The sequence below is a fragment of the Streptomyces sp. NPDC090499 genome (genome assembly GCF_044769305.1).
GTDB lineage: Bacteria > Actinomycetota > Actinomycetes > Streptomycetales > Streptomycetaceae > Streptomyces.
In genome coordinates, this window is record NZ_JBIVXP010000024.1 from 1 (window position 1) to 14,756 (window position 14,756).

A 14,756-nucleotide genomic window follows, 5' to 3' on the forward strand; every position below is an offset into this window, starting at 1 on the left:
CGGCTGCCACCCGCTACCGCACCGCCCCCGATCTCCTCGCCGCCACGGACGAGCAAACCAACACACCGACAAGTTGATTCTTTACGGCTTCTGTGGACCCAGCAGCGCTGGTGGCGGGCGGCGGGGAACACCTCGGCCACTGCGCTCCACAGTCCCATCGCGCCGTCGCCGACGACCAGTTCGGGGTCGCGCATGCCGCGTCGGCGGCAGTCGCGCAGCAGGTCTGCCCACGACTCGGTGGACTCGCGCAGGCCCTCGGCCAGGGCGATCAGCTCCTTGGTGCCGTCCAGGCGGACGCCGAGCAAGACCAGGACACAGGAGTGAGCCTGTCCGAGCCGGACCTTGGGGTGCACGCCGTCGGCCCACACGTAGACGTAGTCGGTCTGGGACAGGTCGCGGTCCTGGAAGGCGGCGTGGTCGTCCTGCCACTGCCTGGTCAGCCGGGTCACCGTGGCCGGTGACAGGCCGGCCGCGGAACCGAGGAACTGCTCCAGCGCGGGCACGAAGTCCCCGGAGGACAATCCGTGCAGGTAGAGAAGGGGAAGCACCTCGGAGACCTTCGGGGACTTGCGGCACCACGGCGGCAGAATCTTCGAAGAGAACCGCTTGCGCTCGCCGGTGGCCTCGTCGACACAGCGGTCGTCCACGCGCGGGGCCCGGACCTCGACCGGCCCGGCCGCGGTGACCACGGTCCGGGGCAGACGGTGGCCGTTGCGGACCACCAGCCGCCGCCCGTGATCGTCGGTCTCCGCCGCCAACTCGGCTATGTACTGGTTGACTTCCGCCTCCAAAGCGGCGGCCAGCATGCGACGGGCGCCCTCACGCACGATTTCGTCGATCAAGGAGCCGGACTGGGTGGAACCGTCGTCGGTGACTACGCTGAGCACGGGGCGTGCCTTCCCGACCCGCGCTGCGAACGCGGGCCCACTCGGTGACCATCACAGGATCATTCGGGAAGGTACGCCTTCCACGTGCCCTCCTGGAACCGATCCTCAGGTCCTGAGCATTGCTCCTCTTCCACGCCGGCCGTGCGGCCGCGCCGTTTCAGGAGCTGGTCGTAGTGGGCAACCGATGGCAGCGGCCCGGTGTCGGGCGGGAGGTGGGAGAGGTTCCAGTCGGACAGGAGGGTGACCGTGGCGCCAGCCTGTGGCTGGACGGGACGGGGTGGCCTGACGGGCTCCGTGAAGGTCTCAATCCTGCAGCAGACCACACCACCCACCACACAGCACTCCGAGCACCCGCAGGTTCGGCGGTGAAACCCCCTACCCTCAAGACCCCAACCTCCAGCCACCCAGCCCAGCAGAACCGACACCGCCAAGAACCCACCCCCACCGCCGAACACGCGCCCACCCCACAGCACCTCCCCGGCCGGACAGCACCTCTCACGACCAACACTGCCGAAGGACTCCGTGGACCGAGTGGACACCTCACCGCGCTACTACGTCTTCAGCGACGTCGACGAGACACTCATCAGCCTCAAGAGCATGCTCGACTTCCTCTCCTTCTACTTCACCCGCCACCACGGCCCCGAAGGAGCCCGCAAAGCCGCCGCGGTCCAGGAAGACCTCGCCGCCCAGGCCGCCGCAGGCATCCCCCGCGAAACGGCCAGCCTCACCTACTACCGCGCATGGACCGGGCAACCCGCCCCCGAGGTCACCCGCGCCGGCCGGCAGTGGCACCGCGAACGCTCAGCAGACAACGGCTTCTACCTGCCCCACACCCGAGCAGCGCTCGCACACCACCACGCACAAGGCGCCGCCATCGTCCTCGTCTCCGGAGCCTTCCCCGCCGTCCTCACGCCCATCGCACAGGACATCAACGCCACCCACATCCTCTGCACCCGACCCGAACAGCACAACAACACACTCACCGGAAACATCACCGGCACACCCATGATCGGAACACACAAGCGCACCGCCATACGCACCCTCCTGCACAACAACCCCCGCATCGACCCCGCCCACTGCTACGCCTACGCAGACCACATCACCGACCTCCCCATGCTCACCGAAGTCGGCCACCCCGTCGTCATCGGCACCGACACACAACTCACCACCGCACTCCCCGCCGCCCCACAGCTACCAACCCACTGACAGTGCATTGCGTAGCCGTTGGGGAAGGTGGCGATGACCGTGTTCTCGGTGCGGCCCTTGACCCTCGCCCAGCGGCTGCGGCCCTTCTCGGTGCTGTCGGTGCCGCCGCCGGAGACGTAGACGAACGTCAGGGCCGGGTTGACTTCGGCGAGCGTGCGCGCCGCGGCCACGGTGAACTCGTAGGTGATGCGTTCGTAGTCCTGCGGGCTCAGACCGGCGGAGGAGACTCCGAGGCCCCAGAAGCAGGCGTCGGCTCCGCGCAGCTCGTCGGTGATCGCGGTGAAGTCGAGGAAGTCTGCGTGCTCGACCTGGCGCAGTTTAGGGTGCGTCAGGTTCGACGGCGTCCGCCCGACGGTGACGACCTCGGTGACGTCGGGGGCCCGCAGGCTCTCGTGGAGGAAGCCGTCGCCGATGAGGCCGCTCCCGCCGAAGACCACGGCCTTCATGCGGTACTGCTCCCTTCCGCGAGTCGGCTGCCGGCTCTGCGGTGGGCCCGGTGGCGGCTCGCGGTGAACACGGCGATGCCGATGAGGAGTTCGGCGGCCATGATCGTGTAGACCGAGGTGCGTTCGGCGACCGCGACACCCGTGATGATGCCCGAGGAGACGACGATTGCCGCCCAGGCGAACATGACCACCACGCTGACCGTCCCGGCGGTGCCCAGGGCGACGAGCGCGGTGCCCAGGCGCCGGTGTGCCCGGCGGCGCAGGCCGGCGCCCGCGGTGATCGCGGTGAGGTTGCCTCCGAAGATCGCGAGTGCGGCACCGGCGGTGTGCAGGGCGATGGTGCCGTCGGCGACCGCCTCGGGAGAGCCGGGGAAGGTGCCGACCAGCAGGAGGCCGAGGCCGGTGACGATGCCGAGGACGAGCACCCGGCGGCCCGGCCGCTGCGGCAGCAGTGGGGCCAGGAGGAACACGGCGAGGGCGAACAGGGCCCCGTGGGTGATGAAGGCGGTGTTCATGACGGCGTGCAGCGGCGAGCAGACCCGGTGTCCGGCGAGGTCGCCGCAGCTGGGCACGCCGAGGTCACTGATCGCGTTGAAGCCGTAGCGGTAGGCGGGCCGGTGCCAGGCTGCCGCGCTCACCCCTTCGGCAGTGACGTACAGGAGCGGGTTGAGTATGAGCAGGAGGCTCCCGGTGAGAGCTCTCGCGCGATCCGCGCCGATCCGAACGGGCATGACTGCGTCCTGTCGAGGGGGGCCGTGGGCTGACGGGTACGGGTGCGGTGGGCCGAGGCGGGTGAGGTTCAGAGGCCGGCGGGCACGCAGACCCCGGTGAGCTTCTCGGCCTCCGTCCACAGCCGGGCCGCGACCTGCTTGTCGGCCGCCGTACGCGGCAGTTTCGCCACGACGGGCTCGCCCACCATGGACCAGCGGGGCCCGTAGTAGGCGGCCTGCTGCGCGTCCGGGTCGGTGGCGGCGCGCAGCAGCGGCTGGGCTCCGCCGGTGGCGTCCTGGGAGGGCACGATGCGGCCGAGGATCTGCAGGAGCAGCGGCGGGCGGCCGCCCATGGTCGGGCCGCTCGCGGCGATGTTGGTGCGGGCGCTGCCCGGGTGCGCGCCGACGGACAGCAGCGGCCACGCGTTCCGCACCGCCAGGTCGGCCAGGTGCTGGCTCATCAGCAGGTCGGCGAGCTTGGACTGCGCGTAGGCCGGGATCGGCCGGTAGTCGCTGGTCGCGTTCGGGTCGTCGAAGTCGATGGTGCCGCGGGCGGCCTGGCCGCTGCTCATCGTCGCCACGCGCGGCGCGGGGGCCTTGAGCAGCAGCGGGAGCAGGCGCACGGTCAGGGCGAAGGGGCCCAGGAAGTTGCTGCCGAACTGCAGCTCGAAGCCGTCCTTGGTCTGGTGGCGCACCGGGGGCATCATCACGCCGGCGTTGTTCAGCAGCAGGTCCAGCGGCCTGCCGTCGGCGAGCAGTCCGTCGGCGAAGGCGCGCACGGAGTCCAGGTCGGCCAGGTCGAGGTGCCGTACCTCGGTCCGGGCGCCGGGGTGGGCGGCGAGGATGTCGCGCTGGGCCTGCTCACCCTTGGCCGGGGTGCGTACGGCGAGGATCACCGTGGCGCCTGCGGCGGCGAGGGCGGTGGCGGCGGCCTTGCCGGTGCCGCTGTTCGCGCCGGTGACGACGGCGAGCTTTCCGTGCTGGTCGGGGACCTGGTACATGCCTGACTCCATTACGTACTGCCGGTATCTTGTCTCCGTTCCACGGTAACGTACCACCGGTCACTTAGCAAAGTACCGACGGTCTGTAACATGTGCCCATGGCCTTCCAGCGAGCACGTACCGACGAGCAGCGCGCCCAGCGGCGCCGGCAGATCCTCGAGGCCGCCGCCGGGATGCTCACCGAGATGCCGGTCGCCCAGCTGAGCCTGAACGAGCTGAGCCGCCGCGTCGGACTGGCCAAGGCGAATGTGCTGCGCTACTTCGAGTCGCGGGAGGCCGTCCTGCTCGTCCTGCTGGACGCCGAAGTGAAGGACTGGATCCGCGCACTGGAGCACACCGAGCCGCCCGGCGAAGGCACGCCGCGTGAGCGCGGGGACCGCCTCGCCGAGCTGCTGGCCGTCTCGATGGCTGAGCGGCCGGTGCTGTGTGACCTGCTCAGCGCGCAGGCCACGGTGCTGGAGCACAACATCTCCGCGGAGGTCGCCATCGGCCACAAGCTCGCCGCACGCCAGTCGGTCCAGACGCTGGTCCTGCTGGTGGCGCGGCACCTTCCCGAACTCGGTGTGGACGGCTCGGTGGCCCTGGTGGAGACCACCTTGCTGATGGCGATGACGGCCTGGCCCTGCAGCCGCCCCTCGGAGGCGGTGCAGAGCGCCTACGCCTCCGACCCGGCGCTGGCCGGCATGCGCATCGACTTCATCGACCTGGTGCGCCGCACCGCAGCGGTAACCGCCTCCGGCCTCCTCGCCCGCCAGGAGACGGCAAAGATCGCCCCGATCACCTGAGCGCCACCCACGGACGACATCCCGGAACGAGTTGCCGAGCGGCTGTCAGCACGGTCACGGCCCGGCTCCCGTTGCGGGGAGTCAGGACCTCCGACTCCACGGCGGTGTCGGACACTTGCGGCCGGTTCCGGTGGTCGCGATCGAGGCTGAGCGCATGGCATGGTGTGCACCCGCGCCCCCCGCCCCCCGGCCGGCGTCACACCGAGAACTCGCGTACCACCGTGTTGCGGAACACCGCGCTGCCACCGATGGTGAACAGGGCGAGCCGGGTGTCCAGCAGGTACGGGAACACCTGGCTGGTGTGCACGTAGCGGCCGTCGTCGACGAACATCTCCACCGAGGTGCGGTCCACCAGGATGCGCAGCTTCACCGTGCCGGCGGACGGGTCGAACGGGGTGTGGCTCTCCTGCCACCTGCCGGACGTGTCGGCGTTCACCGTGTTGCGCCGGTTGAGGAAGGCGTAGTCGGCGTAGATCCCGGCGTCGACGTGTCGGCCGCCGTCCGGTGAGCGCCTCAACTGAAGTCCGGCGCCGGTCAGTTCGGACCAGGTGATCTCGGTCGTCACCTCGTAGGAGATGCCGGTGTAGTCGAGCACCGTCGTGCCGTCCACGGTCACGTCGCCCAGGTTCACGGTACGGGAGACGTGCGCGTCGAGGCCGGCGACGGGCTGGGAGGCGAGGTGGTAGGTGCCGTCGGACGCCCGCTTCAGGGTGACCTCGCGGACGATGGAGTCGGTGCCGTTGAAGCCGTCGCAGTCGATGGTCGGGGTGGTGTTGGCGTAGTCCCAGTCGTTGACCCAGCCGATCGCGTACCGGGCGGCCGCGTCGACCGCGCCGCTCGTGTCGCGCTTCTCGAAGGTGACGGCCGCGTACCAGTCCCAGCCGTGGTCGAGCCACTGCGGGTCGCTCGCGTCAGCGGTGAACGCGCTGCCGTCGAAGGAACCCGTCCAGTAGGCGTACGTGTTGGGCAGCCCCGCGCTCTTCCCGTTGGCGCTCACGCCGAGCACCCACTTGACGGTGCCGTCATCGGCCGTGATGTGGAACAGGTCGGGGCACTCCAGGACGCCGATGCCGTCGTGGACGAAACCGTCGGCGTACGTCCAGGACTTGAGGTCGCCGGAGTGGTAGAAGCCGATCTTGTCGTTCTCGGCGAGGGCCATCACCCAGCGGCCCCGGTCCTCGTCACGGATCACCTTGGGGTCGCGGAAGTCGGCGACGCCCGGGTTGGGCAGGACGGGGTCGGTCCCGTAGTTGCTGAAGGTGAGACCGCCGTCGGTCGAGTAGTACAGGAACTGCTCCTGGTGGTCGGTGCCGCCGCCGGGGGACATGGTGACGATGACGACGACCGCGCCCGCGCCGAACCCGGCCGTGTTGCCGGTGTCGACCACCGCCGAGCCCGACCAGAGGTCACCGTTCACCGTGGTGTCCTTGGGTACGGCGACTCCGCGGTCGGTGAAGGAGACCAGGTCCTCGGTGGTGGCCAGGCGCCACGCGGTGCCGACGACGCCGTCGAAGTAGTCGGCGTTGTAGAGGTAGTAGTAGCGGTACTCGCCGTCGATCCAGACGGGCCGCTGCGGGTCGTTCTTCCACTGGTCGGGGACCGTGAAGTGGTAGGCGGCGCGGTAACTCGCGCAGCCTGTAGTGGCCTTGGCTTTGGCCTTCGGTGCGGCCGCGGCCGTTCCCGTCGGCAGCAGCGCGGCGGCTCCACCCGCGGCCGACCCCGCGAACAACGCCCTCCGGGAGATCCCCGAGGTTCCGGGCATGACGCATCGCCCCTTTCATGAAGCACCACGCACATGGCGTGAAACTGCGGCTCGTGTGAACGAGGACTGTAGACCTAACTCGTTAAAGGTCAAGCGTTCCCGACCCTTGACAGGCCCCCGGCCCGGTTCCCATCATCTGGGACATCACCCCTGAACTAACACGAGTTAGGCCCGTTTGATGACTGACTCGCACATCCCCCGCCGCACGCTGCTGCGGTACGGCGCGTACGGGGCGGGGGCAGCCGCCCTGGCCGGTACCGCCGCGAGCTGGGACCGGCTCACCGGCGCCGACATCCCCGGCCGCGACGACGGCTCCCTCGTCGTCGCCACCCTGGGCTCCGCCTTCGACCCGGCCACCGTCGACGCCCTCGCCAAGGGCTTCCGCCGGCTCCACCCCGACATCCCGCTGCGGGTGAACGCGGTGCAGGCCGTCGACTGGTCGGACTTCTTCGCGAAGATCCTCACCCAGATCGCCGCGGGCACCGCGCCCGACCTGGTCTATGTGGCCACCGAGGGCGTCCAGTTGTTCGCCCGGCAGCTCGGCGTGCCGTTGGACCACTGGGTACGCCGGGACGCGGCCGAGCTGCGCGAGTACTTCGCCGACGTCCACCCCTCGCTGGTCGAGTCGATGATGTACGAGGGGAACCTCTACCAACTCCCCATGGAGTTCAACGCCGCCGACATGTACCTCAACAACCAGGTGCTGAAGCGGGCGGGCGCGGGTTTCCCGGCGGCCGACTGGAGCCGCGACGACTTCACCGCGCTGCTGCGGGAGATGAAGCGGGCGAGCGACACGCACTTCACGCCGTACTTCTGGACCAACCGGCTGTGGGGCGGCGTGGTGCCCTGGCTCTTCGCGAACGGCACGAACCTGCTGAAGGAGTCCAAGGCGCCCGGCGGCTCCTGGCTGTGGGACGCCTTCTACCCGGCCGCCGACCGGCAGGGGCGCGGCGGGGGCTTCCGCTGGACGACCCCGCAGGCCACCGACGGCCGGGTCGAGGAGGCGTACGACTATCTCGCCACCCTCGTCCAGGAGAACCTGTGCACCCGCCCCGAGGGTGGCAACGGCAGCAACCTGGTCGGCGTGTTCTCCACCGGCCGCGTCGGCGTCACCCCGGCGGGCGGCTTCTGGGCGGGCGGCCTGCAGCTGGCCGGCATGCGGGCCGCCGACTACGACGTGCAGTACTTCCCGCGTTGGCGTACCCAGCGCCACCAGTTTGGCGCGGCCGGCTACGCGCTGCTGCGCACCTCGAAGAAGCAGGAAGCCGCCTGGGAGTTCATCAAGTACACCGCCCGCAAGGACACCATGACCCGGCTGTTCCAGGGCAACCAGACCACCCCGGCCCGCCGTTCGATGCTGACCGCCGCCCGCTACGCCGAGAGCGGCCCGGCGCACTGGCAGGTCTTCTACGACACCCTCGACCGGTTCCCCGACACCGGCCCGATCCCCGCGCCGCCGCAGGTCGCCGAGGTGACCGACGTCCTCCTCAAGTACACCGGCACCGCACTGGCCGCACCGCGCTCGGTGGGTCCCGCGCTGCGCCGGATGCAGGGCGACCTGGAGCAGGCCATGGAGCGTGAGATATGACGAACACCCAGGCGCGGGAAGTGAGTTCACGGCCCGCCCCGCCACCCGCCGCCCCCGCCCGGCCATCCGTCCGCGACCGCGGCGCCCGGCTGCTGGCCGCGCTGTTCCTGGCGCCCACGGTCGTCGGCATCGTCGTCTTCACGGTCGTCCCGATCATCGGGTCGATCGTGCTGAGCCTGTTCCACTGGAACGTGATCGACCCGCCCCGCTTCGCCGGCGGCGCCAACTACCGCACGATGTTCGCGGATTCGACCGTCCTGGTCTCCTTCCGCAACACGCTCCTCTTCATGGTCGTCGCGGTCGCGCTGCAACTGGTGATCGCGCTGGCGCTGGCGATCACACTGAACGGGCGGATGCCGGGGTGGCTGCGGTCGGTGTTCCGTTCGGCGTTCTTCTTTCCGCTGGTGCTGTCCGCCGCGTCGATCTCGGTGGTGATGAAGTACCTGTTCAACCAGGACTTCGGGGTGGTGAACTGCCTGATCGGCCTGGTCGGCATCGCGCCCGTGCCCTGGCTGACCTCGGAGCACGCGGCCATGGCCACGGTGATCCTGGTCTACGTCTGGCAGCAGTTCGGCTTCTCGTTCCTGCTGTTCGTCGGCGGTCTGAACAACATCCCCAAGGAGATCCACGAGGCCGCCGCCCTGGACGGCGCGACCGGTCTGCGCAAGCACCTCGGCATCACGCTGCCGCTGCTGTCGCCGACGTTGCTCGTCGCGTCGGTGGTCGGCATCATCAACGCCCTGCAGGTCTTCGAGCAGCCGTACGTCCTCACCGACGGCGGCCCCGGCGACTCCACCCGCACCGTGGTCATGGTGATCTACGAGCGGGCCTTCGAGCAGCTCGACTTCGGTGAGGCATCCGCGGTGGGCGTGCTGCTCTTCGCGCTGATCATGGCGGTCACCGCCGTCCAGTTCCGGCTCAGCCGGCGTTTCGTCCACTACCAGTGAGCCGGTGAGCCTCATGAGCGCCACGAGCCCCGCAATCCCCACCAGCCCCACCAGCCCTACGAGCCGAGCAACCCCGCCGGTGAGCCGCGTACGCCTACGTCACTCACTCGCCCCCTGGGCCCGGATCGCCGGACTGACCTTGTGCGCCCTGGTGACGCTGGGCCCGGTCATCTGGACCGTCTCCACCTCCCTGCGCACCCCGGCCCAGTCCTTCGACCTGCCCCCGCGGATCATCCCGACGCACCCGACGACCGCGGCCTACCACGGGGTCTTCCAGCAGATCGACGTGTGGCTGCAAGCCCTGAACTCCACGCTGGTGACGGCGCTGATCGCCATCGGCCAGATGATCACGGCGGGGCTGGCCGGATACGCCTTCGCGCGCCTGGAGTTCCGCTTCAAGAAACCCCTGTTCGGCCTGGTCCTGGCGACCATGATGGTGCCGTTGCAGGTCACCATCGTGCCCGTGTTCCTGGTGCTGAAGTCGATGGGCCTCACCGACACGCTCCTCGGCCTGATCATCCCGGCCTTCCCGACCGCCTTCGGCACCTTCCTGATGCGCCAGTACTTCCTCGGCATGCCGAAGGACCTGGGCGAGGCGGCCATGCTGGACGGCGCTGGGCCCTGGCGGATCTTCCGCTCGGTGTACGCGCCGCTGGCCGCACCCGGCCTGGCGATCGTCGGCGTGCTGGCCTTCAACTACCACTGGAACGAGTTCTTCCGCCCGCTGATCCTGGAGACCTCCAGCCAGAACTACACGCTTCCGCTGGGCCTGGTCTCGCTCCAGGGCAACCTCGGCACCGGGTCGATCTCGGTGGTCCTGGCCGGGGTCGTGCTGTCGATGCTCCCCGCCCTCGCCGTGTTCGTCGTGGGCCAGCGCCCGCTGCGCGAGGGCATCACCTCGGCAGGAGTCAACCGTTGAGCCACACCCCCCGTTTCCGGGTCCGTCCGCCCGCCGGCTGGATCAACGACCCCAACGGCCCGTTCCGTTGGCGCGGTCGCCACCACCTCTTCTTCCAGTACAACCCGAACGCCCCGGTCCACGCCGACATCCACTGGGGTCACGCCTCCAGCCGTGACCTCGTCCACTGGGACCACCACCCGGTCGCCCTCACGCCGGCGCCCGGCGGCCCGGACGCGGCCGGCTGCTGGTCGGGCTGCGTGGTCGACGACGCCGGCACACCGACCGCCGTGTACACGGGAATCGACCGCGACCACACCGGTCTCGGCACCATCTGCCTGGCACGGGCGGCGGACCCGGACGACGAACGGCTGACCGGGTGGACACCGCTGCCGACGCCGGTGGTGGCAGGGCCGCCGCCGGGGCTGGACGTCGTGATGTTCCGCGACCCCTTCGTCTTCCGCCACGCGGACCGGCGCTGGGCCCTCGTCGGGGCCGGGCACGCCGACGGCACGCCGTCGGTCCTGCTGTACGACTGCGACGACCTGACCGACTGGCGGTTCGCCGGTGTGCTGCTGGACGGCAGGGACCCGGTGGCCGCGGACGTGTTCGGCGACAAGGCGGTGGGCTGGGAGTGCCCGCAGCTGTACGGGACACCGGGCGGCGACCACGTACTCCTCTTGTCTCTGTGGGACGGAGACCCTTGCTCGACCGGATACCTGACCGGCCGTCTGGAAGCGTCTGCCGAGGGCGGGTTGAGGCTCCTGACGCGGGTCGGCGGTCGGCTCGACCAGGGGCGGGACTTCTACGCCCCCGCCGTGCTCCAGGAGCCGCACCGCGCACTGCTGTGGGGCTGGTCGTGGGAGGCCCGCCCGCAGGAGGAGGTGCACCGGGCCGGGTGGGCGGGCGTGCTCACCGCGCCACGGGTCGTCGGTGTGCATCCCGACGGTTCGCTGCGCGTCCGCCCGGCTCCGGAGCTCGACCTGCTGCGCCCGGCCGAGCCGTTCGTCACCGCGCCGGACCGGGTTCCGCTCCCGGAGACGTACGACCTGACGATCACCGCATACGGACCGACCACGGTGAGCCTGCTCCGGGACGCGTCGGGCCGGGAGCTGACCCTCCGGGCGGACCCTGCCGGCGGAACCGTCCTCCTCGACCGCGGTGCCTGGCCCCGCACCGGCAGGGAGGGCTCCGCCCCGATCACCGTGCACGTGCCGAAGGCGCCGGAACTCGCGCTCCGGCTGCTCGTCGACGGCTCGCTCCTCGAACTCTTCGTCGCGGAACGGGCGACGGCCACCGAGCGCGTCTACCGGCGCCCCGGCGACATCGCGGAGCTGGTGGTCGACGGGCCGGGTGCCCGGGTCACCGGGTGGGCGCCGGACCCACAGAGGCTCGGCCGACCACGGGGCAGGTGAGGCGCCGGACGGTCGCGGGCGGCGTCCGGCCGGTGTCAATGGCGTCCAGGAGCAGCCGGGCCGCCGCCTCGCCCATCGCCCGGTGCGGCAGCGCGACCGAGGTGAGGGGCGGGGTGAGGAACGCGGCCATGTGTTCCTGGTCGTCGTAACCGACCACCGACAGCTCGACTGGGACGTCGATCCCGAGCCGGCTCGCGGCATGCAGGACACCCGCCGCGACCCGGTCGTTGTAGCACAGGACGCCGGTCGGGCGCCGGTCCGGCTCGGCCCCGTCGAGCAGGTGCAGCGCCCCTGCGTATCCCGCGGAGATCTCCCCGCCGCCGCGCACGATCCACTTCTCGGGCACGGTGACGCCCTCGGCGCGCAGCGCGTCCCGGAAACCGCGGGTACGTTCGGCCGAGGCGATGTCGTCCAGGCCGCCGATCACGGCGAGCCGGCGGTGGCCCGCGTCGAGCAGCAGGCGGGCAGCGGTACGGCCACCGGCACGCTCGGCAGGCACCACGGCGGGCAGGGAGCCGTCCTCGGGCAGGCAGTTGGCCAGCACGGAGTGGGTGCGGTGCAGTCCCTCGGGGACCCGGACCCGGCGCAGCGACATGGCCGCGTAGATGATGCCGTCCACGCGCCGGTCGAGGAGTTCGGCGACGGCCGCGTCCTCCTTCGCCGGGTCGCCGCCGGAGTCGACGGTGAGGACGAGATGGTCGCTGCTCCAGGCCGTCTCCATGGCGCCGCGCAGCAGCCGGCCGGCGAACGGTGAGGACGCGATCTCGTCGGTGACCAGCCCGATCACGGCCGTACGGCGACGGCGCAGACCGCGGGCCACCGGGTCGGGGCGGTAGCCCAGCCGGGCCGCGGCCTGCCGGATGCGCTCCTGGGTGGCGGGCGAGAGATTGCCCTCGGCCCGGCCGTTGAACACGAAGGACACCGCGGTGTGCGACACACCGGCGAGCCGGGCGACGTCCCGGGACGTGGGGCGCCCGGTGCCCCTGCTGCTGCTCTCCTCGGCACCGCCCACGCCGTCCGCCACCCTCGCCCAGCCCGTCCCTGTCGATCACCGTCCAGCCTATCCGCGGGGAGCGCCACGGCACACGGGAGATCCTCAGGCGCCGCGGCGTGGGCGTCCGATGCGATCACCGGATTGCCGGGGGCGGGGACCGTTTCGGACCGGGCGCAAGCATGTCGTCCACCGGCGAGGCTGCCGCCCCGGCCCGGTGGACGGCGGCGCGGGCCGGACCGCGCAAGCCGCTCACGACGACCGGCTGTGGCGGCGGACCGGACTGGCGCCCTCGCCGAAGGTGGCGTCCTCGGTCCGGCGGGCGGTGTTCTCGATGCCCCGGTGCGCGCGGGCCCTGACCGCGATCTTCTTCGCGGCTGCCTGCTCGGCGCGCGGACCGGTGACAGCGTGGGCGGCCTCGGCCTGCCGCCCCTTCTCGCCGATGCGGCGGCGCTGGCGGCGGATGCGCACCGCCTGGCGGACATGCAAGAAGCACGGTCTGCCGACGGTGACGATCTTGACTTCGTGGATCTCTTCCCGGTCGGCGATGAACTCCCCGTCATCGACGTGGGCAGGACCACCAGACAACCCGAAAGCATCACCGACCGCGATCAGCTCAGAGGCGGAACACGACCTCAGAGCGGTACGGCCAGCCCAGCCTCGCGCAATCGAAGCAGCGCGCCGCCCATGCACTCGGCGACCGAGGCCCCGTCGGCCCTCATCCCACCGTCCAGCGGCCCACCGGAAGCGGCGAACGTCCACGCCGGCCGGCCGTCACGCATACGCTCCGCGTCGACCCGGATCATGGCACCGCCCCCTGCTCGCCAAGCCACTCCAGGATGAACAGCGTCACGTCCTCGACGCCTCTGTCCAGGTCCGCCTCGGGCCGCCGCCCCATCCCCTTGGCCATGGCAACAACCCTACCCAGCCGCTGATCGAGTCGCGTCACGCGCTCTCAGGGCGACTCGGACCATGAAGAGCAGGCTCAGTACCTGTTTCTGAGCCGGTCATGACGTCGGATGGCCGGTCATTTCCCGCTTTGGCCTCTGAGCGCGCCGGGCCGCCGCCGTAGAGTTCTCGCTGTGACAGTTCACCGGATGCCTGCCGCGGAGGTGTCAGTCTCTGTCGACTTGGTGCGCCGTCTACTCGGCGAACAGCACCCCGACCTGACGGGCCTGCCGGTCGAGGTGCTGGCCAACGGCTGGGACAACCTTGTGTGTCGGCTTGGCGAGGAGTTCCTCGTCCGGTTGCCGCGGCGTGCCGTGGCCGCCAGTCTCGTCGCGCACGAGCAGCGGTGGTTGCCGGAGTTGGCCGGCCGTCTGCCGTTGCCTGTGCCGGCGCCGGTGCGTGTCGGGCAGCCGACGGCTCAGTATCCGTGGTCGTGGAGCGTCGTACCGTTTTTCCCCGGCCGGATCGCGGCGCGATCGGAGCCCGACGACCTCTGGTCGGCCGCGGCGACGCTCGGCGGTTTTCTGGATGCGCTGCACGCCCCGGCTCCTTCGGCCGCGCCCGTCAACCCAGCTCGTGGTATTCCGCTGGCCGGACGTGCCAAGGGTGTCCTGACCGGGTTGGCACATGTTGACCTGAACGATCGCAACACAGCACTGCAGATCTGGGAGACGGCCGCTGCTGCACCGGTTTGGGACGGACCACCGATGTGGCTGCATGGCGACCTGCACCCGGCCAACGTCCTGGTCCACCGCGGCCGAATCAGCGCCGTGATCGACTTCGGTGACATTACCTCCGGTGATCCCGCCACCGACCTGTCCGTGGCCTGGATGCTGTTCACCGCGGAGCAGCGTGCTGCCCTTCGACAGGCGTATGGCCGCGCGGACGACGCAACCTGGGAGCGGGCCCGCGGGTGGGCGCTTGCCCTGTCCCTGGTCTTCCTGTCGCACTCGGCGGACAACCCACTGATGCGCGGCATCGGCGAACGCACCTTCCGTGCGGTGCTGGAGTAGCGGACGGTCTCCGGGGTCTGTCTAGTGCTGTGACCGGATGGGTTTACCGGGTTGGCCGTGCTGATGGCTTCTGCCGTTTCAGATGGGATCCGGGGAACACCGGGTGATATGTCGACTGCCGGATGCGCACTTGGGTAGCACGCCAGTACAGTCAGCGAA

General features: G+C 70.5%; 13 protein-coding genes. 7 read left to right on the top strand and 6 right to left on the bottom strand.

What is annotated here, in order from left to right:
• Positions 1–887: IS256 family transposase (locus ACIQVL_RS45435; protein WP_403478460.1), on the bottom strand; the 887-nt coding region annotated here is incomplete at its 3' end.
• 522 nt (positions 888–1,409) lie between these two features.
• Between ACIQVL_RS45435 and ACIQVL_RS45440 the strand changes: the two genes are divergently transcribed.
• Positions 1,410–2,093 (top strand): HAD-IB family hydrolase, encoded by a 684-nt coding sequence (locus ACIQVL_RS45440; RefSeq protein ID WP_403444913.1) that lies wholly within the window; start codon positions 1,410–1,412, stop codon positions 2,091–2,093.
• A gap of 442 nt (positions 2,094–2,535) precedes the next feature.
• Here ACIQVL_RS45440 and ACIQVL_RS45445 read toward each other — a convergent pair whose 3' ends face one another.
• The gene (locus ACIQVL_RS45445) at positions 2,536–3,270 is read right to left on the bottom strand and encodes a DUF998 domain-containing protein (protein WP_403478461.1); all 735 of its coding nucleotides are present in this window, start codon (positions 3,268–3,270) and stop codon (positions 2,536–2,538) included.
• A gap of 68 nt (positions 3,271–3,338) precedes the next feature.
• Positions 3,339–4,250 carry an SDR family oxidoreductase gene (locus ACIQVL_RS45450; protein ID WP_403444917.1) on the bottom strand — a complete coding sequence of 304 codons (912 nt, stop codon included), beginning with the start codon at positions 4,248–4,250 and terminating at the stop codon, positions 3,339–3,341.
• Positions 4,251–4,348: 98 nt separating this feature from the next.
• Between ACIQVL_RS45450 and ACIQVL_RS45455 the strand changes: the two genes are divergently transcribed.
• Positions 4,349–5,035 (top strand): TetR/AcrR family transcriptional regulator, encoded by a 687-nt coding sequence (locus tag ACIQVL_RS45455; protein ID WP_403444919.1) that lies wholly within the window; start codon positions 4,349–4,351, stop codon positions 5,033–5,035.
• A 196-nt stretch (positions 5,036–5,231) separates the two neighbouring features.
• Here the strand turns inward: ACIQVL_RS45455 and ACIQVL_RS45460 are convergent, their stop codons facing one another.
• A complete protein-coding gene (locus ACIQVL_RS45460; protein ID WP_403478462.1) occupies positions 5,232–6,797 on the bottom strand; it encodes a glycoside hydrolase family 32 protein in 1,566 nt (521 codons plus the stop codon).
• A gap of 178 nt (positions 6,798–6,975) precedes the next feature.
• Between ACIQVL_RS45460 and ACIQVL_RS45465 the strand changes: the two genes are divergently transcribed.
• From ACIQVL_RS45465 to ACIQVL_RS45480, 4 genes are read left to right on the top strand one after another with little or no spacing between them, the layout of a single operon-like run.
• Entirely contained in the window at positions 6,976–8,385 is a 1,410-nt protein-coding gene (locus tag ACIQVL_RS45465; protein ID WP_403478463.1) for an extracellular solute-binding protein, read from the top strand.
• Positions 8,382–9,332: a carbohydrate ABC transporter permease gene (locus tag ACIQVL_RS45470; protein ID WP_403478464.1), complete on the top strand. Its 951-nt coding sequence runs from the start codon at positions 8,382–8,384 to the stop codon at positions 9,330–9,332. Before ACIQVL_RS45465 ends, ACIQVL_RS45470 begins: the two co-directional genes overlap by 4 nt.
• Positions 9,333–9,345: 13 nt before the next feature.
• Positions 9,346–10,251: a carbohydrate ABC transporter permease gene (locus tag ACIQVL_RS45475; RefSeq protein WP_403478465.1), complete on the top strand. Its 906-nt coding sequence runs from the start codon at positions 9,346–9,348 to the stop codon at positions 10,249–10,251.
• On the top strand, positions 10,248–11,645 hold the full coding sequence (locus tag ACIQVL_RS45480; RefSeq protein ID WP_403478466.1) for a glycoside hydrolase family 32 protein: 1,398 nt from the start codon (positions 10,248–10,250) through the stop codon (positions 11,643–11,645). The genes ACIQVL_RS45475 and ACIQVL_RS45480 overlap by 4 nt, the downstream gene beginning before the upstream one ends.
• Here ACIQVL_RS45480 and ACIQVL_RS45485 read toward each other — a convergent pair.
• Both ACIQVL_RS45485 and ACIQVL_RS45490 read right to left on the bottom strand, forming a co-directional pair.
• Entirely contained in the window at positions 11,593–12,657 is a 1,065-nt protein-coding gene (locus tag ACIQVL_RS45485) for a LacI family DNA-binding transcriptional regulator (RefSeq protein ID WP_403478467.1), read from the bottom strand. The two genes, ACIQVL_RS45480 and ACIQVL_RS45485, sit on opposite strands and share 53 nt — an antisense overlap.
• Before the next feature lie 231 nt (positions 12,658–12,888).
• A complete protein-coding gene (locus tag ACIQVL_RS45490) occupies positions 12,889–13,224 on the bottom strand; it encodes a hypothetical protein (protein ID WP_403478468.1) in 336 nt (111 codons plus the stop codon).
• 509 nt (positions 13,225–13,733) lie between these two features.
• Between ACIQVL_RS45490 and ACIQVL_RS45495 the strand changes: the two genes are divergently transcribed.
• On the top strand, positions 13,734–14,597 hold the full coding sequence (locus ACIQVL_RS45495; RefSeq protein ID WP_403478469.1) for an aminoglycoside phosphotransferase family protein: 864 nt from the start codon (positions 13,734–13,736) through the stop codon (positions 14,595–14,597).
• Positions 14,598–14,756 lie beyond the last annotated feature (159 nt).